The 23561-nt window shown below is 66.9% G+C and carries 25 protein-coding genes and 1 tRNA gene; 12 read left to right on the top strand and 14 right to left on the bottom strand.

The genetic code is table 11. The features are described 5' to 3' along the window. Positions 1–11 precede the first annotated feature (11 nt). Positions 12–1331 (bottom strand): nicotinate phosphoribosyltransferase, encoded by a 1320-nt coding sequence (locus JOE67_RS03145; RefSeq protein ID WP_204974107.1) that lies wholly within the window; start codon positions 1329–1331, stop codon positions 12–14. An 85-nt stretch (positions 1332–1416) separates the two neighbouring features. Between JOE67_RS03145 and JOE67_RS03140 the strand changes: the two genes are divergently transcribed. From JOE67_RS03140 to JOE67_RS03115, 6 genes are all read left to right on the top strand, one after another. Further along, the gene (locus JOE67_RS03140; RefSeq protein WP_204974106.1) at positions 1417–2883 is read left to right on the top strand and encodes a glycoside hydrolase family 3 protein; all 1467 of its coding nucleotides are present in this window, start codon (positions 1417–1419) and stop codon (positions 2881–2883) included. Between the two features lie 45 nt (positions 2884–2928). Next, positions 2929–3864 carry an N-acetylmuramic acid 6-phosphate etherase gene (murQ, locus tag JOE67_RS03135; RefSeq protein ID WP_204974105.1) on the top strand — a complete coding sequence of 312 codons (936 nt, stop codon included), beginning with the start codon at positions 2929–2931 and terminating at the stop codon, positions 3862–3864. 11 nt (positions 3865–3875) lie between these two features. Next, positions 3876–4718, top strand: a complete 843-nt coding sequence (gene murI, locus JOE67_RS03130) for a glutamate racemase (RefSeq protein ID WP_204974104.1) — start codon at positions 3876–3878, stop codon at positions 4716–4718. A gap of 40 nt (positions 4719–4758) precedes the next feature. After that, entirely contained in the window at positions 4759–5505 is a 747-nt protein-coding gene (gene rph / locus JOE67_RS03125) for a ribonuclease PH (RefSeq protein ID WP_204974103.1), read from the top strand. Further along, positions 5502–6092: an RdgB/HAM1 family non-canonical purine NTP pyrophosphatase gene (gene rdgB / locus JOE67_RS03120; protein ID WP_204974102.1), complete on the top strand. Its 591-nt coding sequence runs from the start codon at positions 5502–5504 to the stop codon at positions 6090–6092. The genes rph and rdgB overlap by 4 nt, the downstream gene beginning before the upstream one ends. A 90-nt stretch (positions 6093–6182) precedes the next feature. After that, the gene (locus JOE67_RS03115; RefSeq protein WP_204974101.1) at positions 6183–7103 is read left to right on the top strand and encodes a cation diffusion facilitator family transporter; all 921 of its coding nucleotides are present in this window, start codon (positions 6183–6185) and stop codon (positions 7101–7103) included. Positions 7104–7213: 110 nt separating this feature from the next. On the opposite strand, the gene JOE67_RS03110 is transcribed toward JOE67_RS03115, so the two are convergent. Beyond that, complete coding sequence (locus tag JOE67_RS03110; RefSeq protein WP_204974100.1) at positions 7214–9763, bottom strand: ATP-dependent DNA ligase; 2550 nt, start codon at positions 9761–9763, stop codon at positions 7214–7216. Positions 9764–9830: 67 nt separating this feature from the next. On the opposite strand from JOE67_RS03110, the gene ku reads away from it, so the two are divergent. After that, positions 9831–10739, top strand: coding sequence for a non-homologous end joining protein Ku (gene ku, locus JOE67_RS03105; protein WP_204974099.1), 909 nt, complete (start codon positions 9831–9833; stop codon positions 10737–10739). 43 nt (positions 10740–10782) lie between these two features. Here ku and JOE67_RS03100 read toward each other — a convergent pair whose 3' ends face one another. Both JOE67_RS03100 and JOE67_RS03095 read right to left on the bottom strand, forming a co-directional pair. Continuing rightward, positions 10783–11547, bottom strand: coding sequence for a DedA family protein (locus JOE67_RS03100; RefSeq protein WP_204974098.1), 765 nt, complete (start codon positions 11545–11547; stop codon positions 10783–10785). 58 nt (positions 11548–11605) lie between these two features. After that, a tRNA-Leu gene (locus JOE67_RS03095) sits at positions 11606–11687 on the bottom strand. A 126-nt stretch (positions 11688–11813) separates the two neighbouring features. Between JOE67_RS03095 and JOE67_RS03090 the strand changes: the two genes are divergently transcribed. From JOE67_RS03090 to JOE67_RS03080, 3 genes are read left to right on the top strand one after another with little or no spacing between them, the layout of a single operon-like run. Then, positions 11814–12956: an ATPase, T2SS/T4P/T4SS family gene (locus JOE67_RS03090; RefSeq protein ID WP_204974097.1), complete on the top strand. Its 1143-nt coding sequence runs from the start codon at positions 11814–11816 to the stop codon at positions 12954–12956. Then, a complete protein-coding gene (locus JOE67_RS03085) occupies positions 12953–13810 on the top strand; it encodes a type II secretion system F family protein (RefSeq protein WP_204974096.1) in 858 nt (285 codons plus the stop codon). Before JOE67_RS03090 ends, JOE67_RS03085 begins: the two co-directional genes overlap by 4 nt. Beyond that, positions 13807–14700 (top strand): type II secretion system F family protein, encoded by an 894-nt coding sequence (locus JOE67_RS03080; RefSeq protein ID WP_204974095.1) that lies wholly within the window; start codon positions 13807–13809, stop codon positions 14698–14700. The genes JOE67_RS03085 and JOE67_RS03080 overlap by 4 nt, the downstream gene beginning before the upstream one ends. A 28-nt stretch (positions 14701–14728) precedes the next feature. On the opposite strand, the gene JOE67_RS03075 is transcribed toward JOE67_RS03080, so the two are convergent. The 3 genes from JOE67_RS03075 to JOE67_RS03065 all read right to left on the bottom strand — a co-directional run bounded on the left by JOE67_RS03075 (position 14729) and on the right by JOE67_RS03065 (position 17652). Further along, positions 14729–16138, bottom strand: coding sequence for a hypothetical protein (locus JOE67_RS03075; RefSeq protein ID WP_124895968.1), 1410 nt, complete (start codon positions 16136–16138; stop codon positions 14729–14731). Beyond that, a complete protein-coding gene (locus tag JOE67_RS03070) occupies positions 16135–16707 on the bottom strand; it encodes a hypothetical protein (RefSeq protein ID WP_124895967.1) in 573 nt (190 codons plus the stop codon). The genes JOE67_RS03075 and JOE67_RS03070 overlap by 4 nt, the downstream gene beginning before the upstream one ends. 354 nt (positions 16708–17061) lie before the next feature. Beyond that, positions 17062–17652 (bottom strand): hypothetical protein, encoded by a 591-nt coding sequence (locus tag JOE67_RS03065; protein WP_124895966.1) that lies wholly within the window; start codon positions 17650–17652, stop codon positions 17062–17064. 249 nt (positions 17653–17901) lie between these two features. On the opposite strand from JOE67_RS03065, the gene JOE67_RS03060 reads away from it, so the two are divergent. Next, positions 17902–18555: a hypothetical protein gene (locus tag JOE67_RS03060; RefSeq protein ID WP_124895965.1), complete on the top strand. Its 654-nt coding sequence runs from the start codon at positions 17902–17904 to the stop codon at positions 18553–18555. Positions 18556–18618: 63 nt separating this feature from the next. Here JOE67_RS03060 and JOE67_RS03055 read toward each other — a convergent pair whose 3' ends face one another. Continuing rightward, positions 18619–18984, bottom strand: a complete 366-nt coding sequence (locus JOE67_RS03055) for a hypothetical protein (RefSeq protein WP_124895964.1) — start codon at positions 18982–18984, stop codon at positions 18619–18621. Positions 18985–19046: 62 nt separating this feature from the next. After that, positions 19047–19211: a hypothetical protein gene (locus tag JOE67_RS03050; RefSeq protein WP_204974094.1), complete on the bottom strand. Its 165-nt coding sequence runs from the start codon at positions 19209–19211 to the stop codon at positions 19047–19049. Between the two features lie 154 nt (positions 19212–19365). Here JOE67_RS03050 and JOE67_RS15840 point away from each other — a divergent pair, with 154 nt between their 5' ends. Further along, positions 19366–19578, top strand: coding sequence for a helix-turn-helix domain-containing protein (locus tag JOE67_RS15840; protein ID WP_124895963.1), 213 nt, complete (start codon positions 19366–19368; stop codon positions 19576–19578). A 158-nt stretch (positions 19579–19736) separates the two neighbouring features. On the opposite strand, the gene JOE67_RS03040 is transcribed toward JOE67_RS15840, so the two are convergent. From JOE67_RS03040 to JOE67_RS15835, 5 genes are all read right to left on the bottom strand, one after another. After that, positions 19737–20966 carry a hypothetical protein gene (locus JOE67_RS03040; RefSeq protein ID WP_204974092.1) on the bottom strand — a complete coding sequence of 410 codons (1230 nt, stop codon included), beginning with the start codon at positions 20964–20966 and terminating at the stop codon, positions 19737–19739. Positions 20967–21147: 181 nt separating this feature from the next. Continuing rightward, positions 21148–21681, bottom strand: a complete 534-nt coding sequence (locus tag JOE67_RS03035; protein WP_124895961.1) for a DUF6998 domain-containing protein — start codon at positions 21679–21681, stop codon at positions 21148–21150. Positions 21682–21717: 36 nt separating this feature from the next. Then, the gene (locus JOE67_RS03030) at positions 21718–22368 is read right to left on the bottom strand and encodes a recombinase family protein (RefSeq protein WP_204974091.1); all 651 of its coding nucleotides are present in this window, start codon (positions 22366–22368) and stop codon (positions 21718–21720) included. 235 nt (positions 22369–22603) lie between these two features. Next, a complete protein-coding gene (locus JOE67_RS03025; RefSeq protein ID WP_124895960.1) occupies positions 22604–23176 on the bottom strand; it encodes a hypothetical protein in 573 nt (190 codons plus the stop codon). A 122-nt stretch (positions 23177–23298) separates the two neighbouring features. After that, entirely contained in the window at positions 23299–23511 is a 213-nt protein-coding gene (locus JOE67_RS15835) for a WhiB family transcriptional regulator (RefSeq protein ID WP_124895959.1), read from the bottom strand. Positions 23512–23561: the final 50 nt, after the last annotated feature.

Raw genomic sequence — 23561 nt, 5'->3', positions numbered from 1 at the left:
GCGGACCCGCGTCAGTCGGCGTCGACAAAGACGGTCGGGATCGCCGGATCCGACTTGCTGAGTGCGAGCGCACGCACCGGCAGCTCCTCGCGCACCCGCAGGTGGTGCTCGCGAGCGGATGCCGTTCCCTCCGCACCCTCGTGCGCCGTGTCGATCTCGCCACTGTCCACGAGCACGACCTGCAGCGCACGAGAGTCAGGGTGCTCAGCGGCGGTATCGACCTGCTCGAAGCCGTCGGCGACCGATACGGTCTCGGCCACGGCGACGCCGTTCTCCAGGGTCCGGAAGGCGGCCTTGCGCCCGCCCTTCGAGCCCTTGTCGGTCGAGGCCTTGGCCACGGCGACCCAGCGCCCGGCGGAGTCCTGCCTGGCGACGAGCTTGTACACCATGCTCGCGGTGGGGTATCCGGAGCCGGTGACGACCGAGGTGCCGACGCCGTAGAAGTCGACGGGCGAGGCCGCCAGCGCGGCGATCGCGTACTCGTCGAGATCGCTCGTGACCGTGATCTTGGTCTCGGTGGCACCCAGCTCGTCGAGCTGCTGGCGCACGGCTGCGGCGACGAGCGGCAGGTCGCCCGAGTCGAGGCGCACGCCGCCGAGCCCGGTGCCGGCGACTCGGATGGCCGTCTCGACGCCCTTCTCGATGTCGTAGGTGTCGACGAGCAGCGTCGTTCCGGTGCCGAGGCTGTCGATCTGCGAGCGGAACGCGGCTTCCTCGGAGTCATGCAGCAGCGTCCACGAGTGCGCTGCCGTGCCCATTGTCGGGATGCCCCATCGGCGGCCGGCCTCGAGGTTGCTCGTCGATCCGAATCCCGCGATGTACGCAGCGCGCGCCGCAGCCACCGCCGACTGCTCGGCCGCGCGGCGCGAGCCCATCTCGGCGAGGGGGCGCTCGCCGGCGGCGATGCTCATGCGGGATGCCGCCGTCGCGACGGCGGAGTCGTGGTTCATCACACTGAGCGCCAGCGTCTCGAGCACGACGGCGTCGGCGAAGGTGCCCTCGACGGTGAGGATGGGGGAGCCGGGGAAGTAGAGCTCGCCCTCGCGATAGCCGAGGATGGTGCCGGTGAAGCGGTAGTTCTCGAGGTACGCGACGGCCTCGGCATCCACCACCTGGTTATCGCGGAGATACCGCAGCTCGTCGTCGCCGAACCGGAAGTCGCGCAGCAGCGTCAGCAGCCGGCCGGTGCCGGCGACGACACCGAAGCGACGACCGCCCGAGAGGCGACGCGAGAACAGCTCGAAGACGCTGGGCCTCGATGCCGTGCCGTCGCGCAGCGAGGCTGCGAGCATGGTCAGTTCATAGCGGTCGGTGAGGAACGCGGAGCTCATCCGGCCAGTGTATCGAGGCGCCGGATCCGGAATACTGAAGGGCGCAGCCCCACTCCGCACCCACCCGATCATGGAGGATTCCCGCATGCCGCAGGCCGATGAGCTGACTCGACTCGTGAACGGCGTGCTCTGGCCGGGTTTCCTGGGGTCCGAGATGCCGGAGTGGCTCGGGACGGCCCTCGACGACGGTCTGGCCGGCGTCGTGTACTTCGCGCAGAACCTGCATGGAGACACTGCGGCGTTGAGCGCCGAGATCCACCGCCGCGCGCCCCGAGCGCTGATCGGCATCGATGAGGAAGGCGGCAGCGTCACCCGGCTCGAGACCGACACGGGCTCGACGGTGCCGGGAGCGGCGCAGCTCGGGGTCGTCGACGACCTGGACGCCACCGAGGCGACGGGCTACGAGATCGGGCGGCGCGTCGATGCGATCGGCGCCGACGTCGTGATCGGCCCTGTGGCAGACGTGAACACCGATCCCCGCAACCCCGTGATCGGCGTGCGGGCGTTCGGCGACAGCACCGCCCTCGTCTCGCGGCACACAGCCGCCGCCGTGCGGGGCATCCAGCGGGCGGGAGTGGCGGCCTGCGCCAAGCACTACCCCGGCCACGGCGACACCCACACCGACTCGCACCACGATCTGCCGGCGCTGACCCTCTCTCAGGAGGAGATCGACGCGCACCACCTTCCGCCGTTCTCGGCCGCGGTGGACGCGGGCGTGCGCGCGATCATGACCGCGCACATCTGCGCCCCGCAGTGGGGCGACGCGCCCGCCACACTCAACAGCGATGTGCTGGGGCGGCTGCGCGCAGCCGGATTCGATGGCGTGATCATCACCGACGCCCTCGACATGGCGGCGATCCGCCAGCGGGTGGGCATCGGCGGGGGAGCGGTGCGCGCTCTTGCGGCGGGGGCCGATCTGCTGTGCATCGGCAACCCCACCAACCCCGGCCCCGCGATGCTGCCCGACCAGGACGAGATCGACTACCTGATCGCCCGTGACGCGGTCATCGCCGCGATCCGCAGCGGCGAGCTCTCGCACGAGCGGGTCGCGGAGGCCGCGGGGCGAGTCGCGGCGATGGCCGATGCCGTGCGCCCGCGCTCCGCCGCATCGGAGGTGCCCTTCGACGCAGACGCGATCGCCGACCGAGCCGTGCGCGTGCACGGCGACCTGCCGGTCTTCATCGACCAGCCCACCACGGTCATCGACCTTCGCCGCGCCTCGAGCCTGGCCGTCGACAGCGCCGCGTCTCACGTCGCCCTGGCGCTCGCCGAGGGCGGCGACATCATCAGGCTCGATGCAGAGTCCGCTGATGATGCCGAGATCGGGGGCGTCGTGCAGCGTGCGGGCGCGGCTCAGACCATCGTGCTCGTCGACCGCATCGACGCCAGCACTCCGCAGCGGCACGTGCTCGACACCATCCGATCGGTCGCGCCGCGCGTGGTCGCCGTCAACGTCGGCCTGCCCGCGCACGCCGACGGGCCCGTCGTCTCGTCTCCGGCCGCGAGCCGGCTGGCCGCTCGGGCCGCACGGCGCGCTCTGCTCACCCACTGAACGCCCTCACCGGGCATCCGCCGCAACGCCGAAGGAAGAAACGACATGTCAGACCGCGAAGAGCTGCGCTCCACCCTCGAGACCCTGTCGACCGAGCGCGTCGACCCGGCGTTCGCCGATCTCGACCTGCTGAGCACCGTCGACCAGGTCGCACTGATGACCGAGCAGGGGATCGTGGCGGCACAGGCTGTCGCCGCCGAGGGTGCGAGCATCGCCCGCGCGATCGACGGGATCGTCGACCGGCTGCACCGCGGCGGCCGGCTCGTGTACGTCGGCGCAGGCACGGCGGGGCGGATGGGGGTGCTGGATGCCAGTGAGATCCCGCCCACGTTCGGCACCGACCCCTCGCTGGTGGTCGGCATCATCGCGGGCGGCGAGCACGCGCTGCGCAACGCCGTCGAGAACGCCGAAGACGACGTCGACGCCGGCGCCGAGGCAGCGAGCCGGCTCGGCCCTGATGACGCGATCGTGGGCATCTCGGCATCGGGTCGCACTCCCTACGTGAGCGGCGCGCTGCGCGCGGCGCGCGAACGGGGCGCGTTCACCGTGAGCCTCGCGTGCAACCGCGACTCCGAGATCTCGCAGGGCGTCGATGTCGCGATCGAGGTCGTCGTCGGTCCCGAGGTGGTCGCCGGTTCGACCCGGCTCAAGGCGGGCACGGCGCAGAAGCTGGTGCTCAACGCCATCTCGACCGTCGCGATGGTGCAGTCGGGCAAGGTGTACGGCAATCTCATGGTCGACGTGCAGTCCACCAACGAGAAGCTGCGGGCTCGCGCCGAGCGCACCGTGATGCATGCGACCGGCTGCTCGCCGGAGAAGGCCGCCGAGGCGCTGAGCACCGCAGACGGATCCGTGAAGCTCGCGATCGCGCTCGTCGAGACCGGCGTCGATGCCGACGTCGCGCGCGCTGCGCTCGAGCAGTCGGGCGGCAACCTGCGCCAGGCGCTCGCCGCGGCCCGGGGCGAGCACCCCGCCGAGTAGGCTTGGGCATCATGAACGACGCGCCCATCGGCATCTTCGACTCCGGTGTGGGCGGACTGACCGTGGCTCGCGCGATCCGCGCCCAGCTGCCGCAGGAGTCGCTCGTCTACGTCGGAGACACCGCGCACTCGCCCTACGGCCCCAAGCCGATCGCCGATGTCAGGCGATACAGCATCGAGGTTCTCGACACGCTCGTCGACCAGGGCGTGAAGATGCTCGTGATCGCGTGCAACACGGCATCCGCCGCCGTTCTGCGCGACGCGAGGGAGCGCTACGACGTTCCCGTCGTCGAGGTCATCGGCCCTGCGGTGCGCCGCGCCGTCTCGACGACCCGCAACGGCCGTGTCGGGGTGATCGGCACGGTCGGAACGATCGGATCCCGCGCCTACCAGGACATGCTCGAGGTGAACGAGCGACTGCAGGTGTTCACCGCCGCGTGCCCTCGCTTCGTCGAATTCGTCGAGGCGGGCATAACCGGCACACCTGAGGTGCTGGCCGTCGCAGAGGAGTACCTCGCGCCGCTGCGCGAGGCCGAGGTCGACACGCTCGTGCTCGGATGCACGCACTATCCCTTCCTGCGCGGCGCGATCAGCTACGTGATGGGCGACGGAGTCTCTCTCGTGTCGAGCGACGACGAGACCGCCGCCGATGTCTACCGCCAGCTGGTCAAGCGCGGCGAACTCGCCTCGCCCGGCGCTGTCGCCAGCTACGTGTACGAGGCGACAGGGGCATCCGCCACCGACTTCGCCGTGCTCGCCAACCGCCTCATGGGGCACGAGGTGCGCGACGTGCAGCTCGTGCAGACCGGCGTTCTCGAGCTGCCGTACCTGCGCGAAGCCGACCACCAGCCCTGAGAGCCGACAGCCTCAGCCCTCACCCCTCCGAGAGGACACCATGTCAGACATCGTCCGCGCCGACGGCCGCAGCACCGACCAGCTTCGCGAGATCACGATCGAACGCGGCTGGTCCGCGCACGCCGAAGGATCCGCGCTGATCAGCTTCGGCGGCACCAAGGTGCTCTGCACGGCCTCGTTCACCAACGGCGTTCCCCGCTGGCTGACGGGCAAGGGCAAGGGCTGGGTCACCGCCGAGTACGCGATGCTGCCGCGCGCGACGAACTCGCGCAACGACCGCGAGAGCGTCAAGGGCAAGATCGGCGGCCGCACGCACGAGATCTCGCGACTGATCGGCCGGGCGCTGCGTGCCGTCGTCGACACGAAGGCACTCGGCGAGAACACGATCGTCATCGACTGCGACGTGCTGCAGGCCGACGGCGGCACTCGCACCGCGGCGATCACCGGAGCGTACGTCGCCCTCGCCGACGCCATCGAATGGGGCCGCGCGAAGAAGTTCATCGGCAAGAACTCCACCCCTCTGCTCGACACCGTCGCCGCGGTCTCGGTCGGGATCATCGACGGCGAGCCGATGCTCGACCTCGCCTACGTCGAGGACGTGCGGGCTGAGACGGACATGAACGTCGTCGTCACGGGCCGTGGACTCTTCGTCGAGGTGCAGGGCACCGCCGAGGGAGCACCCTTCGACAAGCGCGAGCTGGATGCTCTGCTCGAGCTCGGAGTGAACGGCTGCGCGACGCTGCAGCAGCACCAGCTCGCGGCGCTGGCTGAGGGCGGTGCCGAGTGAAGGTCGTCCTCGCCACGCACAACCCGCACAAGGTCGCCGAGTTCCAGCAGATCGTGGCGGCCACGCGGCCCGACCTCGAAGTGATCGGCTACGACGGCCCCGAGCCGGTCGAAGACGGCGTCACGTTCGCTCAGAACGCGCTGATCAAGGCGCGAGCCGCGTTCGCGCACACCGGGCTGCCGTCGCTCGCAGACGACTCCGGCATCTGCGTCGATGTCCTCGGCGGATCACCCGGAGTGTTCTCGGCGTACTGGGCTGGCCAGAAGAAGGATGCGACGGCGAACCTCGAGCTGCTGCTCGATCAGCTCCACGATGTCGCCGACCCCCACCGCGCCGCGCAGTTCCACTCGACCATCGCACTCGTCACCGCCGAGAGCGAGCGCACCGTCGAGGGCATCTGGCCAGGGCGCCTCGCACACCGGGCATCCGGTGCCGGCGGATTCGGCTATGACCCCATCTTCATCCCCGACGGTCAGGCTCCCGACGCCGAGCGCTCGGTCGGTGAGTTCACCGACGCCGAGAAGCAGTCGCAGTCGCATCGTGCCAGGGCCTTCCAGGCACTGATTCCGCTGCTCACCGCGCTCTAGCATCCGGGCTTCTCGCTATTGAGAAGCGTTACCGTTCCCGACTACCCGGATCCGGGCTTGCCGGGCGTGCGCCCGGCCTAGCCTGGATGCATGCACGACCACGCTCCTGCCTCCGGAGGCATCCGCGACGCCGGCCACCGGCGCCTGCTGGCGATCTCGCTGACGCTCACCGCAACCGTGATGGTGGTGCAGGTGATCGGCGCGATCCTCTCGGGCTCGCTGGCCTTGCTGGCTGACGCTGCGCACATGTTCACCGATTCGTCTGCTCTCGTGGTCGCGCTGATCGCGACCGCGGTCGCTGCGCGCCCCGCGGATGACCGGCGCACCTTCGGGTACCAGCGCGCAGAGGTGTTCGGTGCGCTGATCAACGCGATCATCCTCATCGTGCTGATGGTGGTGGTCGCCGTGCAGGGCGTTCAGCGCCTGATCGACCCGGGCGAGGTCGAGGTGGCGGGACCGCTCATGCTCACGGTCGCGGTCATCGGCATGATCGCCAATGCGGTCGCGATGTGGGTGCTCAGCCGCGCGCAGAAGACGAGCATCAACGTGCGCGGAGCGTACCTGGAGGTGATGGGCGACCTGATCGGCTCGGCTATGGTCATCGTCGCCGCCGTGGTCATCGTCACGACGGGATGGATGCCCGCCGACGCGATCGCCTCGCTGCTCATAGCCGTGCTCATCCTGCCCCGCGCTGTCTCGCTGCTGAGGGAGGTGTTCTCGGTGCTCGCGGAGTCGGCGCCGGAAGGCATGGCGGTGAGCGAGATCCGCGATCACCTGAAGGTGTACCCGGGAGTGGTCGACGTGCACGACGTGCATGTCTGGCAGCTGACACGCGGCGCGCCCGTGTTCACCGCGCACGTCACGGTCGAATCGGCGGTGCTGGCGGCGGGCGGATCATCGAAGCTCCTGCAGGAGCTGCAGGGATGCCTGGCCCACCACTTCGACGTGGAGCACTCGACCTTCCAGCTCGAGCCGGCCGATCACGACGAATGCGAAGCGGCGCACGCCTGACCCGCACCCGGTGTGGGTTCCTCGCACCGATCAGTCCTCAGGTGGCGATTGGTCCCGCTGTTCGAGCGTCCATCCTGGTTGACGTGCGACCTGAACGGCGGCGGTGACGGTCAGTCCTCGAGCCGCACCTCGTCGGGAGATTTATCAGGGCGCAGTCCGCGCCAGCGGGAGTGCCGGAGGATGCCACCCGGCGACCAGTTGGCGAACTCCACCTCGCCGACCAGCTCGGGCCTGACCCACAGCGCGTCGGATGCATCGGGGGAGGGCACCTCGAGCGGCGCCGCCTTCACCCGCAGCGGCTCGAGCTGCGTCGCCAGGTCACTCAGCATCCGGTCGGTGAAACCCGTGCCGACGCGGCCGACGTAGCGCAGCCCGCCCTCGGCGGAGGGGACGGCGAGCAGCAGCGAGCCGATGCCGCTGCGGCGGTTGCCCTGACCGGGGCGGATGCCGACGATCACGACCTCCTGCGTGTGCGTCTGCTTCAGCTTCAGCCAGGAGCCGGTCCGGCGGCCGGGGCGGTACCTCGAATCGGGGTCTTTCGCGACAACACCCTCGAGCCCGAACTCGCGGCTGGCGCCGAGCGCTGCCTCGAGGTCGTCGAAGACGGGTGGCACCTGCACGGGGGCATCGAGGCCGGTCGCGAGCTGCTCGAGCAGCTCGCGACGCTGACGCAGGGGCAGGCCGGTGAGGTCGTGCCCGTCGAGGCGAAGCAGGTCGAAGAGCATGTAGACGATGGGGGTGCGCACGACCTCGCGCTCGATCTCGCGGCCCTTGGTCAGATGCATCCGGTTCTGCAGCCGAGCGAAGCTGGGCCGGCCGTCGCGGTCGAAGGCGACGATCTCGCCGTCGACGACCGCATCGGATGCCGGGAGGTGCGGGGCGCCGTCGGAGGTGAGCTCGGGGTAGCGGGCCGTGATGTCGGTGCCGCTGCGGGCCCTCAGCGTGAAGCGCCCGTCACCGTCATCGGTCTTCTGCCAGGTGCCGACCGCGCGGATGCCATCCCACTTGATCTCTGCCCAGGACGGGTCGCTGAGCGAGCGGGCGAGACCCGGTGTACCGGACTCCGAAAGCATCGGCGCGATGAACGACGCGGACGCGGCCGCGTGGGGCGGCGTCACGGCGCTACCCGGCGCGATGCGCTCAGGCGCCGCTGAGTGGGCGGTCGCTGAGCGAGCGGGCGATGAGCGAGCGGGCGATGAGTGGGCGGTCGCTGATCGAGCGGTCGCTGAGCGAGGGGGAGCAGGGTGCCGAGACGTCGCACGCTCGGGGGCAGAGGACTCGTCCTTCATGCGATGCAGCAGCCACTGCGACTTCTCACCTTCTCCGCTGGTGCGGATCAGCGCGAGCCGGGCGGAACCCAGCCGCCCACCCGTCTGGCCGGTGAACGTGCCGATCACCTCGTCGTCGCGCCACTTCTCCAGTGCGACCGTGCCGGTGTCCCACACGGTCATCGATCCGGCGCCGTACTCGCCCGCGGGGATCTCGCCCTCGAAGGTCAGGTACTCCAGCGGATGCGGCTCGGTCATCACGGCGAGGTGATTGCGCTCGGCGGTCTCGGGCACGCCCTTCGGCACCGCCCAGCTGATCAGCACGCCGTCGCGCTCGATGCGCAGGTCGTAGTGCAGTCGGCTGGCGTGGTGCTCCTGGATCACGAAGCGAGGCGCGCCGCCAGAGCTCGCGTATGCCGTGCGCGGCATGGGCTCCGGCGTCTTCGCCGAGTCGCGCTTCGCGAGGTACGAGGTGAGAGCGGTGCTGGCGGGCGCCAGCGCGGCGAGCGGATCGATCCCCGCCTCCATCCGCTCGAGCACCTCGTGGTACTCCAGGTGCCGCAGACCGGGGTCGTCGAGCTCGTCCCAGGTGCGCGGGGCGGCGACCCAAGGTCGTGAGCGGCCCCGCAGCGAGTAGGGCGCGATGGTCGTCTTCGAGGCGCTGTTCTGGCTCCAGTCGATGAACACCTTCCCGCCGCGCTGCGACTTCGCCATGACGTGGGTCGCGAGATCGGGGTGATCGGCCTCGATCAGGCGCGCGAGCTCCTTCGCGACCGCCGAGACGTCGTCACTCGTCTGCAGACCGGTGCCGTCGTCGGTCGTCGGCAGCCGGGCGTAGAGATGGATGCCCTTGCTGCCGCTCGTGACCGGCATGGGCTCCAGCCCCATCCCGCCCAGGATGCCTCGGGCGATCCGCGCGATCTCCGCGCACTCGGCGAGTCCCACCCCGGGGCCGGGGTCGAGGTCGAGCACCAGGCGATCCGGCATCCCGCGTCCGCCCGAATGGGTGAACCGCCACTGCGGCACATGAAGCTCGAGGGCGGCGATCTGCGCGAACCAGACGAGAGATGCGACGTCGTCGGCGAGCGGGTACTCCTTCGGTCCGTCGGAGTGCTCGATCGGCATCCGCCTGAGCCAATCAGGCGCGCCTCGCTCGAGCTGCTTGGTGAAGAAGCTCTCGGCTGGGGCATCCGCTGTGCCGACGCCGTCGACCCACCTCTTGCGGGTGACCGGTCGCCCTCGTATGTGCGGCAGCATGAGCGGAGCGATCTGCGAGTAGTAGGCGATGACCTCGCCCTTGGTCGTGCCCGTCTCGGGATACACGACCTTGTCGAGGTTGGTGATGCGCAGGCGTCGGCCGTCGATCTGCACGACCTGCTCGCCGGATGCCATGGGGCCAGGCTAGCGGTGATCCGCAAGCCCCTCGCCGCAGGCGGAGCGGCTGGTGTTCACTAGGGGCATGAGAAGCATCTGGAAGGGCGCCCTGACGTTCGGTCTCGTGAACGTCCCGGTCAAGGTGTACTCCGCCGTCGAGGATCACGACGTGCCGCTGCATCAGGTTCACGATGAGGACGGCGGGCGCATCCGGTACCAGCGCACCTGCGAGGTGTGCGGCAAGGTGATCGCCTACTCCGACATCGATCGCGCCTACGTCGACGACGGCCAGACCATCGTGCTCACGAAAGACGACCTCGCTTCGCTTCCGGCCGAGAAGAGCCGCGAGATCGACGTCGTCGAGTTCGTGCCGACCGAGCAGATCGACCTGCTCACCCTCGACAAGCCGTATTATCTCGAGCCCGACTCGAAGTCGCCGAAGGCGTATGTGCTGCTGCGCAAGACCCTCGAGCAGACCGATCGCACCGCGGTCGTACGCTTCACGCTGCGCCAGAAGACCAGGCTCGCGGCCCTGAGGGTGCGCGGCGATGTGCTCGTGCTGCAGACGCTGCTCTGGTCTGACGAGGTGCGAGAGGCCGCCTTCCCTGCCCTCGATGAGGACGTGAAGATCAGCAAGAAGGAGCTCGAGATGTCGGCCGCGCTGGTCGAGAGCTACTCGAGCGACTTCGATCCAGAGGAGTTCGTCGACGAGTACCAGAAAGAGCTGCGCACGCTCATCGACGCGAAGATCGAGGCGGGCGAGGGCTTCGACGTGTCGGAGACGTTCGGCGACGAGGCCAAGGCGGAGAAGGGCGGCGAGGTCATCGACCTCATGGAGGCCCTGCGGGCCAGCGTCGAGCGCACGAAGGCCGCTCGCACGGGCGGCGGCAAGACCGCGGCGAAGGATGCTGACGACGATGCCGATGGCGAAGCGGACGACAAGAAGTCCGCGTCGAAGCCCAAGAAGACGACGGCGAAGAAGAAGGCCGGCTGACGCTCGAGGCGTCAGCCGGCCCGCGGATCGATGCTGACCGAGGTCAGTGCTTGCCGTCTCCGTCGATGTCGGGTGCGCGGTCGAAGACCTCAGGGTCGAGTCGGAGCGCCGCGGCCTCGGCGGCGTCGGTGTCGACGTCCTGCCCGGCGGCCGCGGCCTTCTTCGCCTTGCACCGCTCGACGAGGTAGTGCCAGAGCGTGACGACGGCGGTGCCCCCGACGGCGATCAGCAGGATCACGTCGATGTAGTCGACGACCAGATCGCGGATCCACGGGATGTAGGCGATGACGTAGCCGACCATCGTGAGGCCGAATCCCCAGAGCAGCGCTCCGATGAGGTTGTAGAGCGAGTATCGCTTCCACGGCATATGTCCGACGCCGGCCGCCACGGGCGCGAACGTGCGCACGATGGGCACGAAGCGGGCCAGGATGATCGTGATGCCGCCGAAGCGCTCGAAGAACGCGTTCGTGCGCTCGACGTTCTTGACGCTGAACAGGCCGGATTCCCTGCGCTCGAACACCGCCGGCCCGCCCTTGTGGCCGATCAGGTAGCCGACCTCTCCGCCGACGAATGCCGCGAGGGCGATGAGCAGCGAGACGACCCAGATGTTGACGCCGAAGATGTCGTTGGTGTGCGTGAGCAGACCCGAGATGATCAGCAGCGTGTCACCCGGCAGCAGGAAGCCGACGAGCAGACCGGTCTCGGCGAACACGATGAAGCAGACGACGGCGAGCGCCCAGGCGCCCGCGCCGTGGATGATGTTCGCCGGGTCGAGCCACGGGATCAGCGCGGTCGGCGCCTGAAGCATGGTGTGAAGCAAGAGTGTTCCCGTCGTTCGATTTCGGCGGAGTGCATGGGGGATGCTGTGCGGAAGATGGGACTTGAACCCACACGCCCAGGGGCACAGGAACCTAAATCCTGCGTGTCTACCAATTCCACCACTTCCGCGCGCTTCCGAGTCTAGCGATCGGGTCGGTCGGGTTTTCCGTAGATCTGCCCTGTGCTCAGACCGGTCGGTCGGCGGACTGTGGATAACTTCCGCGACAGCTCTCCGATCTCTGTCAGGATGCCCGCGTGAGTCACCCGTCCCCTGCCGTCGCCGAGAGAGTGCGACGTCGCCTGCGCCTGGAGAACACCGACCCCGGTGCGCAGCCCGACGAGGCGCGGCGCATCGCTCAACTCGAGGTGCGGCGGCACAACGACCTCGCGCTGCAGCGCGGCGAGGCTCTGATCGACGACGAGCAGGCGCTCGTCCGCGATGTGCTGGCGTCTGTATCGGGCTTCGGAGCTCTGCAGCCGCTGCTCGACGACCCCGAGGTCGAGGAGATCTGGCTCAACGGACCCGATCGCATCTTCGCCGCGAAGGGCGGTGTGTCGCACCGCGTCGACCTGCAGCTGACGGATGCCATGATCCGCGACCTCGTGGAGCGGATGCTGCAGACCACGGGGCGGCGGGTCGACGTCAGCCAGCCGTTCGTCGACGCCTCGCTGCCGGACGGGTCGCGCCTGCACGTCGCCATAGCCGACGTCGTGCACGGATCCTGGGCGGTGAACATCAGGAAGTTCCTGAAGCGCCACCGCACCCTCGAGGCGCTGATCGCGCAGGGATCGGTGCCACAGCACATCGCGGACATGCTGCTCGCCGCGCTGCGCGACGGTCGGAGCATCATCGTCTCCGGCGCCACGCATGCAGGCAAGACGACTCTGCTCGGCGCACTGCTCGCGGCGACCGCCGCCGGGCAGCGGATCATCACGGTCGAGGAGACCTTCGAGCTCGCTGTCGACGGGCCTGATGTCGTCGCGCTGCAGGGACGTCAGGCGAGCCTCGAAGGCACGGGAGAGATCACTCTGCGCCGCCTCGTGAAAGAGGCGCTGCGCATGCGACCCGACCGCCTCGTGGTCGGCGAGGTGCGCGACGCCGAGGCGCTCGACCTGGTGCTGGCGCTCAACACGGGAGTGCCCGGCGCCGGAACCGTGCACGCCAACTCGGCCGTCGAGGCGCTCGAGAAGCTCGCGCTGCTGCCGCTGCTCGCGGGGCGCAACATCGACCGCGCGTTCATCGCTCCCGCGCTGGCCTCATCGATCTCATTCGTCGTGCACTGCCGGCGCGCAGCGGACGGGACGCGTGGCATCGGCGAGGTGATCGCGCCGACCGGCGAGGTGATCGACGGGCGGATCCTGAGCACGTCCGTATACCGAGCGGAGGAGCGGGTATGACTCTCCTCCTCGGCGCGCTGCTCGGTGCGGGTCTGCTGCTCTGCGCGTCGCCGTGGCTCTGGCCGCCGCGAGAGAAGACCGCCCGCGAGGTGCGAAGCACCCGACTGCGTCGCCTGCTCGACGAGGCCGGGCATTCCCGCACGGCGACGCGCACGGTCGTGATGGTCATGGTGGCGGTCGCCGCGGGGGCTGCAGCACTGACGTGGCTTCTCGCCGGCATCCCGGTGCTGGCGCTGCTCGCTGCGCTCGCCGCAGCCGCCGCTCCTGTCATGTTTCTGCGGGGGCGTCGCCTCCGGCTGCGCAAGGCGCGTCGCCAGGTGTGGCCCGACGTGTGCGATCTGCTGGTCGCCGCCATCAGAGTGGGTCTGTCGCTGCCGGATGCCGTGGCGAGCCTCACCGAGTCCGCTCCACCCGCGGTGCGTCCTGCCTTCGCGGTGTTCGCACGCGATCTGCAGCAGACCGGCCGTTTCGAATCGAGTCTCGACCGACTCAAGGCGACCCTCGCAGACCCGATCGCCGATCGCATCGTCGAGACGCTGCGGATGGCCCGTCAGGTCGGCGGCGCCGAGCTGACCGGAGTGCTGCGCGCACTGTCGTCGTCGGTGCGAGCGGATGCGGCGCTTCGCGGTGAGGTCGAGGCGCGCCAGTCGTGGATCCGCGGTGCAGCTGTGCTCGGCGCGGTCGCCCCGTGGGTGATCCTGGCTCTGCTCGCGATGCGACCTGAAGGACGCGATGCGTACGGGAGCACGGAGGGCGTGCTCGTCATCCTCGCGGGGGCGGTCGTGTCGGTGATCGCCTTCCGCATCATGCTGCGCATCGGGCGCCTTCCAGAGCCCGAACGGTGGTTCGGATGACAGGCGTGACCGATGCCGCGATCGCGGTGCTGCTGGGCGGGACGCTCGCGCTCGGGCTTCTCAGCGTGCTCTCAGCACTGCCCCGATGGCGCGGACCGTCGCTCGAGCGCCGCATCGCGCCCTATGTGCGAGACGTCGTCGCCGACGATGCCCTGCCCTCAGGCATCCTGCCTGCCGTCGGAGTCATGCCCGTGCACGGGCGACGGCTCTGGAACCGTCTGCATGAGCTGCTCGATCGGATCCTGGGCGGAGGAGAGACACTGCGGCTGCGCATCGCACAGGCCGGTCTCGCCCAGACTCCCGCCGCCTTCCGCGGGCGGCAGCTCGCGTGGGGCGTGGGCGGCCTGCTGGCCGGCGCAGTCGTCGTCGTGCTCATCGCTGTCTCAGGACGGATGACGCCGCCCGCGGTCCTGCTGCCGGTCATCGCCGCCGCGGGGACCACGGTGGCCTACGACATGCAGCTCACAGCCCGTGCCCGTGCACGCCGAGCGCGACTCGCGGACGAGCTGCCAACGACTCTCGAATTCCTCGCGCTCTGCCTGTCGGCGGGCGAGTCGCTGCTCGATGCGCTTCGCCGTGTGTCGGCCATCGGCACGGGCGAGCTCACGGAAGAGCTGCGTCAGACGGTGCTCGCCGTGCGGACGGGCTCTCCGCTCGCCGACGCACTCAGCGAGACCGCCGCACGACTGCAGCTGTCCGGCCTCTCGCGAGCCACCGACCAGATCATCGCGGCGCTCGAGCACGGCGCGCCGCTCGCCGCAGTGCTGCATTCGCAGGCGGCCGACGCGCGAGACGAGGCGAAGCGGGTGCTCATCGAGCAGGCGGGACAGAAGGAGATCCTCATGCTGCTCCCCGGCACAAATGGGAAAAGGTACCTTGCCGGTAGGTGAGATAGCTGATTCCCAGCCGGAGGCGTCGTCAGCCGTTGTTGCTCTCGTCCGCCGGAGCGGTCTCATCGAACAACCCGCCGACCACTTCGTCGGTCACTGGCGTGCGGTAGTTCAGCACTTGGAGCGACACACGAGCCAGATCAGCGATTGATGCTCCGGATGCCGCTATCACGAGCGCGTTATCGAACTTCACCTCTATCTCGGTGGTGCCGTCTTCCTGAGGCGCTTTCGTCCGCAGCACAACCTCGTTGACCGTGTATGAATCATCCAAACTGTCTGTGACCTTCTGGATGTCGCTCCGGATATCTGGACTTCGCTCGGCGTTCAGAATCACTGAGCGGGTAATCCCGCGCAGATCGATACGTGCCAGACGGTCTGACGCAACCGCGTCCTTGATTCGCTCCCACGTCGCACTCGAGGTGCCGTCTCTGCCCTTGCTCGCTAGTTGCCCGTTATGGGCGAGGGAGAGTCGTTGTTCTTCGACATCGATCCCCAGTGCTCCGCCATTCCGGAATGACCAGTAGTCGGAGCGGAGGGAGTAGGTCTCATCTCCTTCAACCGGGGTTGCAACACCCACGTAGGCCCACTTCGCACTCCAGCGACCTGCGTTCGCCTTAACGAGTGGGGTCAGATCCATGTCGGCCAGATCCGCGCGAATGTTCTCTAGCTCGGCGAACGTGACGTAGTCGCCAAGGTGACGCCAGAACTGAGTATTCTCTATCGCCGCGTCTTGTCTAAGAAGCCAAGGGACCAGGTGGCGGAGCTCTGCGATCGAGAGCTTCCCGCCGACGAGAGGGCTTTCCTCTCCATCGAGAAGTGAGAAATCTGGGTCGAGGGCGAGCGCTATTAGCTGAGAGGTCCGTGTGATTCGTGCGGCAGCATCCTCGCTGAAACTCTCCGAGATGAGCAGTTCGCGTGCAGTCGGCTCAGCCGCTTGGGTTGATTCCACTAGTGATGTGGCGCGGCCTTCATCGATGAGGCCACGTCCGCCCCTGATGAAGTTCGCCCGCACAAGATCGGCGAGGGGGCTCCCGGATGACTCTTCGCCGCGGATTACGTCCACCGCGGTGGGATCAGTTACCAAGGTTCGAACACTGCTTGCCGTCTCCCGAAGGACAGTCTCGGCCCGACTGTCTTCCCGCTCGCGGGTATCCAGCGACATGAACACCGGGTGTCTCTCGGCCAAGTAATCGACGTCATCGGCGTCAACAACTGACTGGTAGCTGTGGCGAAGGAAGATTGCTCGGGTGGCCCTCTCGCGCGGCCAGGTGAGGACTAAATCAGGAATAGCCGAGTGGTTGAAATAGGAGGTGTCCTCGATCACTGCAGACGAATCGAGGGACTCCAGCTCCGCGGACACCGCTGACTTAACCCGAGAGATGTAGTCATCAGCAACGCGGGTGTCCTTCGCGGCTTTGAGCGTCTCGACAAACGTCACAGCGTCGGTACCTTTCGTTTCAGTGGCCCCATAACAAGCTGGACCTCCTCGTGGGTAAGGCTGATGTCAAGCTGACGGTGATTCATCACCAGCACCCAGATCCGGGAGGCTACGGTCCGGAGCAGCTCGTCGTCTACCGTTGTGGCTCCGAGCACTCCGGGATACTTGCCAAGTGCGGTTTTTACTTCATCAGGCGTTGCGAGCTTTCCCCATCCGGCCTGATTAAACGGGTGAGTGCTCACCCACATGAACTCGGCCTTCTGGTCCTTCGCGACCTGGATCCGCCGCGCGGTCGCACTATAAGCGTTGGCGAGGAACTCTTGATACGCCGAGTACAGTCTGGACACATTCGTGTCGTCCTTGTTTTCAACGTAGACGGGTCGGCGGTTCGGGCCGAGCATGGAGCCGTACATGTCGAACACCTTTGTTCCCGAAAGTAGTTCTAGCTCGCACATGCCTTCATCTTCGTAGGCATTGAACTGGAGCTCGACAAAAGTTGTCGCCTCCAACCACCGCTTGGTGTGCGCGACTCCCCGTCGCCCCTTTTCCTGAGTCGCCTCTGCTGACATGGCCCAACCATAGCGGCTCCAAAGTTGCGTTCCACGGAACCGCGTACTGGAGAGTCGGATATCAGCCCCGCTGACCATCCCCTCGTGGTTGAGGCTTGCGGTCGTTCTCGGTCACCCGCTTGAACACCTTCTCGACGTCGGGCCGTGCGGGCGGCGGGGGCGGCGGGGGAGGGGTGTCATCGCTCACGGTTGGCTCTTCGGCTTGCCGTGCTCGGTGGCCATGACTTCCTTGAAGACGACCTCCACGTCTGGTCGTGTTGAGGCGGGGGCGGAGGACGGCTTCTGGTCGTCGCTCATCGCGTCTCCATGGGCGTGTCGTCGCTGTGGGTCAGCGTCTGCATCACCATCGACACGTCAGGGCGTGGCCGGGGCTTGGGTGCTGACTGGGGCTTGGGCGGGTTCGGCTTCGTCATGTTCACTCCAGATTGGGCTAACTGCATTGAGGGTTACTACAACAAGAGTCGTCACGAGACCGGCGAGCACGAGGCCGAAACCCCAGTTCGTCAGCTTCGCTCGTTCCTCGTTCTGCGCGTCGCGGTTGGTGACCTCACGTGCCTTGACCTCAAGCACATTGTCTTCCAGCTCGTCAGCGGGCATGTCGGCATCCACCCACGCATCGACAACATCGCGAGCGGACGGTAAGTCAATCTTTCGTGGCCACAGGGCGGCCGTCGCCACAGCTACGGCGGCAACGGTGAGTCCGAACGGTACGAGCCCAACGAGCCAGGTATCAGTGGTTACTAGCGAGAGTCCGGTAACCGACGCCAGCACACCCGCGACCACCACGATGAATGACGCTTTCGTGTCGATGGTCCGCGACCGGTCGGCGGATGCGCCCCGGAGAACGTCGAGTTCGGCGTTAAGTACGCGGATCCGTTTCGCGCGCTCCTGGGAAGAGCGACGGGTCTTCCGCCAGCTCTTCATCCATGGTGGTGGAGCAGCCATGTGCTCAGCATAGATGCGATGTCCGACATCGAGAGATGTTCGCCGGTGTGGCTACGCCGACCGCGTCGCGCCGCACTCCGGGCACTGCCAGATAGGCTCGCCGTCCACCTCGGCGGGTTCCATGCGTTGCACGCACCGGAGGCAGTTTGGAGTGCTCAGCACCTCATCGCGGAGCCGTCGCAACTCTCGCTGACGGTCGAGATCGTCCATGTCACTAGGCTACGCAAGCGTCCTGGCTAGAGTTCCAGCATGGACTTCTGGAATACCTTCTGGGCGACGATGTGGGGCGCGCTCGGCGGCGCGATCGTGGGTGCTCTGGCGGCATGGCTCTTCTCGCTTGATTTACGCCGTCGCGCGCGGGAGGACCGAGCGCAGGAGCGCGAACAGGATCGACTCGATCGAGAGGCCGAACGCGCTCTAGACCGCGAAGCTCGCAGCGCAGAGCGAGAGGAACAAAGGGACTGGGAGTACGACGAGCGCATTCGCCGTGAGTGGCCCCGTGTCATAGAGGCCACGCGCCACTTCGCTAACGCTAGTCGAGCCGTATACGACGCGATGCGTACGAACCAGTCGGTCGGGAACGGGTTCGAGCAGTACCGTATCGCGATGGTGTCGCTCACACAGCGGCTGTTCGAGGCTGCGACCATCGCGAAGGACGCGGAGCATCGCGTAGTCAACGCGATTGGGGGTCTCACGGCAACCACCCCCGCTTACTCGAACGTGCAAATTCGATCGATGGATCAAGTGGTTGATGCGCTAGCCGCCTACACGACTGCTTCGCCCGCCCGCAGGGCCTCAGCGATTCTCACGTTGGAGTCGACGCTCAGGGAACTGGTGGCTACTGCGCAACGAGAGACCGCGGAGTTCTTGGCAGGAGAAGGCCTCGGGGCGTTAGATCGCTGATGTCGGCGGCAAGAAGTGCTCCGTGGGTAGCCGCCCATCCGGGCAGATTCATACGGTGCCGCGCTAGCCAGCAGGGGTCTTCCCGCACTCCATACCTAGGGGTCTCACCTCTACGCAGTCGTGCACAGCCGGGTCGTAGAAGACGACGCCTTCGGGTAGGACCGGGCCGGGCTCGCCGAAGTGCCAGCGGTAGTCGTTGGGGCACCCCTCGGTGCCGTAGCACTCGAAACCGTCCGGGTAGATGATCCACGGTGTGGTGTTTGCCGCCCACTGGGGTAGCTCGGTCAGGTAGTCCGGGGTCGGTGTGGGGCTGACGGTCGGCGTAGAGTCAGCCGACTGCGGCGTGGTCGAGGCGGCGCATCCGGCAAGAGCGGTCACGGCTAGCGCGAGTGCGGCGACGGTCGTTGCAAACTTGGCTCTGCGAGGCATGTTGCTCCTTGGTTGATGTGACTTATAGTCGACAGGTTGGCCGTTATCTTAGCTAGCCTCACTCAGTTGGCGACAGCTGCAGGCGCCTGTGCCGCTCGACGCAGATCCGGCCCGTAGTGCTTGTTCCACCAGGTGTTATGAGAGCAGTACTGGCACTTCTTGAAGAACGGCAGGTAGAGAAGGCCGACTCCGGCCGTGCAGACCCCAATCGTCCACAGGGTTGCCATTCGCCCAACGTGCGCTCCGCCCTTCTCGCATGACTTGCAATCAACGCAGCCCTTCTGGCTGAAGACGTTCAGATGGTTCGACACTCTCTGCACCTTTCGTAAATGTGACTCATAGTCCGTGGACTCATTGTCAGCTTAGCGCGAGCGTTGGAAGATGCCCGTTCCACCTCACAGAGCCGCGTTCGGTGCGCGCGTGCGCGAACTCAGGACCGGGCGCGGTTGGTCACAGGAGGACTTCGCGCACCGTGCGAACCTCGACCGCACATACGTCTCCGGCATCGAGCGCGGTACTCGTAACCCAACCCTGGACATCATCCAAAAGCTGGCCCAGGCTCTCGACGTGCCAGCGGCTGACCTCCTCGCCTAGAACTGCGAGAGTCCCATGGCCAGTCGACTCGGGGTCTCTTGTGAGGGTCGTATGCGGTCACGGCTTTGACAGCTGGAGGAGGCGGTCGGCAGGTGCGGCACACGTCGTAGTCGTACGTTTCCGCCTGACCTGACCTGAACTGCGGCTGCCCGCCAGTGCTATGAACCCTCGACCTCGGACACCGTACGAACGCCGTCACGGTCGAGTGCTTCGACAAGGTCAGGCAGGGTGGTGTAGATGTTCGGCTTCACTTTGCGTCGAGTCAACAGTTGCGCCATCTGGCGACCAGTTGACCGCTCGGCTGCGACGTAGTCGCAGTAAGCGGCAGCGCAAGTCAGGAACATGATGTCGTTGAGATCGTTGGGTAGCCATCGACGGTTCGGATCGCGATGCCGCTCGCCCATGATCGCGGTGTACAGTCCTCCGAAGCGAGTATCGGTCACCGCGTCAGCCAGGTCCGTCGGATTGAGGCGACCCACCAGCGTGGAGGGGTCACCAATGAGAGAAAGAGCGGACGACATCAAGCCTTCGTTGTCCTGGATAGCCGCCCACGTGGCCGCCGATGCCCGTTGTTCACGCGACATTGAAGCCATCCACTTAGCAATGTCGCCGTTGCTTTCGGCCCACCGCGTGGGAGGTGCACCGGTGATTGGGGCAGGGTCGATCAGCATGGAGACAAGCACCGAAGGCCAGGTGAGAGCGTCCATAAACTGGCGCATGCTGTCGCTCAGATCGGCCCCTGCTGCGGACCCGACGCGGTCACCAAATATGCTTCTGGGTGCGAGCGTGACCGCGTCAGCCGCCGGAACGGGCGCATCCAGAGAGAGCCGCTCGGCAAACCACGCGGCGAACTCCCGGCGTCGGAGCTCGAGGGGGTCGCGGAGTTGCCAACCGCCGCTGAGAGATGCAATAGCGATGCCGACCTCGTAGCGCCTGTCCCCGAACAACGCGGCTGTCTCTTGCATCGTCGCTGAGGAGAGGGGGAGCCGGATGCCACCATCATGGCCAAGCTTCATGATCCGCTGAGCGGCGGTGAGGTCCGCTTCGGACAGAGCCTCGGGCTTGACCAGTGCCTTTGCGATCGTGCTCCAGTGGAGCTGGTCAAGGTATACCGATGGCCGACCCTTCACAGGGTCACCGACCGGACTCCATACCTCGCAGAAGACGAGGTGACCTTTCTCGGTCTCGGTGGTCAGCCACCAACGGTCCCAATCAAAGAATGATCGCGCGATCTGGTTGCTAGGGCGTCGCTCGTCCGCGTCCATAGGAGCAACGTGCTCTTCGCCCGATTGCATGACGATGCGGATCTGCTTCGCCCGCCAGTCAAGGACCCACATGCTGTAGTCGTCTGCTGACAGCGTGAACTTGTGCCCTTCGCGCTCGGTCATCTCAACATGATCTCAGTGCGCGCCGACATTCGAAGCCGGCGACGGGCTGCCCTTGCATGTCTCTGCGCGCGTCTCTCAGCGTCCCGCTGGGTCGCCAGCAGCGCTTGGCCTAGGTGCCAGGTAGCCTCAGGCCCGCAAGAGACCCCCAGGAGCGTTTCCCAGAGGACTCGGTGCGGGGTGATCAGTCGGAGAGAGGCGCGCCGTCGATGCGTGCGTATGCCGACTGCATCTCGGCGGTAACGTCGGTGCCCAGCGCGCGTACCTGAGTCAGGCTCGGTTGGCGTCCAGCTACATGAGGGACGAACCGCACGTGCTCCTCGATCAGATCAGCCTCGACCTCGTATGCCTCCGCGATCTCGAACTCCAGGTTGAACAGCAGGAACACCGCCGTGTGGTAGCCCGCGCTCCGGAACGGGCTGAACTTCGCCCCGGCTCCAGCCGCGCGGTTTGCCATCGCCTTGACCTGGATGCGGTGCCCGGACTCGGTCGTGATGTCGTGTGACTTGGTCGAGTTGGGTTCGAGCACTCCGCCGCGTGCCAGCCACACGACGTACTCCGCGATGTCTCCCAGTGGCTTGTTGTTGGTCCGCACCAGATCGCGACGCCGAAGCTCCTTCACGACGCTGGCCTCCAGCAGCAGCAGATGCTTCACCGACAGTCGAGTGACGTCGGGCAGGCCGACCCGTTCGGTGCCGCTGTCGTTCAGATTGCTCATGTTGGTGCTCCTCTGTCGATCAGTCTGCCGGAAGGGTCAGACGGTGACGGTCGCCGTGGCTGAGGCGTATGCGCGGCGCACTGTGGACTCATGCCAGCGCGGTAGGCCGGTAGGCGACAGCACACCCTCAGCCGTGAGGGCATCTGCGATACGGCAGAAGCTAAGGCGGTGCTCCTCCCGGCTGGTGACGATGCGCCGGAGCACGCCAGCCGGGATAGCGGTGCGTCGTCCGTTGTGCTCGCCCCGTGCCTTGCGTGCGGCCAGCGCCTCACGGGTGCGAGTAGCGATCAGGTCACGCTCCAGCTCGGCGAAGGTGGCGAGCATGTTGGCCATGGCCCGTCCGCCCGGCGTGGTTAGGTCGAGCGCGTTGTCCAGCACTACAAGCGCCCAGCCCTGCGTGACTGCCGAGTCGATGATGGCGGATGCATGCCGCACGCTACGGGCGAGGCGGTCGAGCTTGGCAACCATCAACCCGTCGAACTGCCCCGCGGACAGCATGTCGAGGCCACGGCGCAACTCAGGGTTGACATGCTTACCTGAGCATCCCAGGTCGCGGAAGAACTCGAAGGTCCAGCCCCGGCGCTCGCACGCCTCCTTGATAGAGGCCTCTTGTGCTTCGACTCCCAGCCCGGACCGCTCCTGCTCCTCGGTGCTGACGCGGACGTATCCGATCATGTGCTTGCTCATCGCGTGGTCTCCTTCGGGTCCGGCAGAAATGTCCGACATCGCCTTGTGCCTGAAACTTTTGCTGACGCCTGATGAGCACCGCAAATTACTGAATCCATGCGGCCATGGACGTGCATGCTGACGACATGCAAGAGACCCCCGGATCGTGACCAGGGGTCTCTTGGTGCTGGGATACCCCGTCCCAGCGGGGTGAGGAGGGAAAAGGAGGAAACCCTCTCACCCAGTCATAGGCAGATCAGTGGAGCGGCGCCGAGTAGGTGATCTGGTTGGACAGGTTGTAGGCGGCTCCGCTGGTGTTCGCCTCGACGTAGGCGAGAGCAGCCGCCGAGTCAGCCGTGGCAGGGTACGCGGCCTGGTATGCCTCGGCCACGTCGAGCCAAGCGGCGTTCCGTGCACGGGTGCCGATCGCGTGGGCCATCGACTCGTCAGAGTTGGCCAGAGCGTCCTGCAGGATGTCCATCGCCTCCTGCTTGTCGGTGATCTTGCGGACACGGTCGGCGGCGTCGCGACGGAGCAGCACGCTGTTCGCGTCGGCGGGCTGGTTCCCGCGCAACTCACGCTCGATGGTGTCGCGCAGACCCTTCTCGTAGGTGACCTGCTCGTCCTTGATCGCGTCGAGCTTGGCCCTGGTGTCCTTGTCGAGGGCTTCGAGCTTGTCCTTCTTCGCGAGGTCGGACGTCATCGGGTCGGCCTTAATCGCCTGCTTGGTGGAGTCGTGTGCGGCCTTGACGGCGCTCGCCCGCTCCTTGTAGCCGCTCTGCGCCTTGGGGAGGCTCGTCTCGACGGATGCTGCGGTGTGCTTAGCCATGATGTGTTCCTTCTGCTTCTACTGGGTTCCGGGAATCCGTCCCGGTGCGGTGTCTGTGGGGTGGTGCGGGTGTCTCGGTGGGTATCGCTGAGCGTCCCGCTGGGTCGTTGGGGTGGTGTGGCCTAGGTGCTGGCCTGCCGGGGTGGCCCCGGGAGCGTCCTGGGACCGGCAGGCTGTTTGCCCTTCTGCGTGTGTCGATGCCCTCCCCAGAACCCCATCCGGACGTCTGCCGTGGTGGCGTAGGTGTCGCACAGGTCGAGCACCTTGCACCCGGCGCAGAGCGACTCGCAGAAGGCATGATCTTCGGGGCTGAGCCGGTCAGTCGTGGTGAACATGGGGTCATCCCGACAAGGGGGCTCGTATTCCTGCAAGGCCTCATCGAGTG

It is taken from the genome of Microbacterium esteraromaticum (assembly GCF_016907315.1).
Taxonomy (GTDB): Bacteria; Actinomycetota; Actinomycetes; order Actinomycetales; family Microbacteriaceae; genus Microbacterium; species Microbacterium esteraromaticum.
This window is presented reverse-complemented; position numbering and strand designations above follow the sequence as displayed.

Excerpts from the sequence above, each read along its gene's own strand:
- JOE67_RS03145 (WP_204974107.1), bottom strand. The coding sequence starts at position 1,331 with ATGAGCTCCGCGTTCCTCACCGACCGCTATGAACTGACCATGCTCGCA.
- JOE67_RS03140 (WP_204974106.1), top strand. The coding sequence starts at position 1,417 with ATGCCGCAGGCCGATGAGCTGACTCGACTCGTGAACGGCGTGCTCTGG.
- murQ (WP_204974105.1), top strand. The coding sequence starts at position 2,929 with ATGTCAGACCGCGAAGAGCTGCGCTCCACCCTCGAGACCCTGTCGACC.
- murI (WP_204974104.1), top strand. The coding sequence starts at position 3,876 with ATGAACGACGCGCCCATCGGCATCTTCGACTCCGGTGTGGGCGGACTG.
- rph (WP_204974103.1), top strand. The coding sequence starts at position 4,759 with ATGTCAGACATCGTCCGCGCCGACGGCCGCAGCACCGACCAGCTTCGC.
- JOE67_RS03115 (WP_204974101.1), top strand. The coding sequence starts at position 6,183 with ATGCACGACCACGCTCCTGCCTCCGGAGGCATCCGCGACGCCGGCCAC.
- JOE67_RS03110 (WP_204974100.1), bottom strand. The coding sequence starts at position 9,763 with ATGGCATCCGGCGAGCAGGTCGTGCAGATCGACGGCCGACGCCTGCGC.
- ku (WP_204974099.1), top strand. The coding sequence starts at position 9,831 with ATGAGAAGCATCTGGAAGGGCGCCCTGACGTTCGGTCTCGTGAACGTC.
- JOE67_RS03100 (WP_204974098.1), bottom strand. The coding sequence starts at position 11,547 with ATGCTTCAGGCGCCGACCGCGCTGATCCCGTGGCTCGACCCGGCGAAC.
- JOE67_RS03085 (WP_204974096.1), top strand. The coding sequence starts at position 12,953 with ATGACTCTCCTCCTCGGCGCGCTGCTCGGTGCGGGTCTGCTGCTCTGC.
- JOE67_RS03080 (WP_204974095.1), top strand. The coding sequence starts at position 13,807 with ATGACAGGCGTGACCGATGCCGCGATCGCGGTGCTGCTGGGCGGGACG.
- JOE67_RS03070 (WP_124895967.1), bottom strand. The coding sequence starts at position 16,707 with ATGTCAGCAGAGGCGACTCAGGAAAAGGGGCGACGGGGAGTCGCGCAC.
- JOE67_RS03065 (WP_124895966.1), bottom strand. The coding sequence starts at position 17,652 with ATGGCTGCTCCACCACCATGGATGAAGAGCTGGCGGAAGACCCGTCGC.
- JOE67_RS03060 (WP_124895965.1), top strand. The coding sequence starts at position 17,902 with ATGGACTTCTGGAATACCTTCTGGGCGACGATGTGGGGCGCGCTCGGC.
- JOE67_RS03055 (WP_124895964.1), bottom strand. The coding sequence starts at position 18,984 with ATGCCTCGCAGAGCCAAGTTTGCAACGACCGTCGCCGCACTCGCGCTA.
- JOE67_RS03050 (WP_204974094.1), bottom strand. The coding sequence starts at position 19,211 with ATGGCAACCCTGTGGACGATTGGGGTCTGCACGGCCGGAGTCGGCCTT.
- JOE67_RS15840 (WP_124895963.1), top strand. The coding sequence starts at position 19,366 with ATGCCCGTTCCACCTCACAGAGCCGCGTTCGGTGCGCGCGTGCGCGAA.
- JOE67_RS03040 (WP_204974092.1), bottom strand. The coding sequence starts at position 20,966 with ATGACCGAGCGCGAAGGGCACAAGTTCACGCTGTCAGCAGACGACTAC.
- JOE67_RS03035 (WP_124895961.1), bottom strand. The coding sequence starts at position 21,681 with ATGAGCAATCTGAACGACAGCGGCACCGAACGGGTCGGCCTGCCCGAC.
- JOE67_RS03030 (WP_204974091.1), bottom strand. The coding sequence starts at position 22,368 with ATGAGCAAGCACATGATCGGATACGTCCGCGTCAGCACCGAGGAGCAG.
- JOE67_RS03025 (WP_124895960.1), bottom strand. The coding sequence starts at position 23,176 with ATGGCTAAGCACACCGCAGCATCCGTCGAGACGAGCCTCCCCAAGGCG.
- JOE67_RS15835 (WP_124895959.1), bottom strand. The coding sequence starts at position 23,511 with ATGTTCACCACGACTGACCGGCTCAGCCCCGAAGATCATGCCTTCTGC.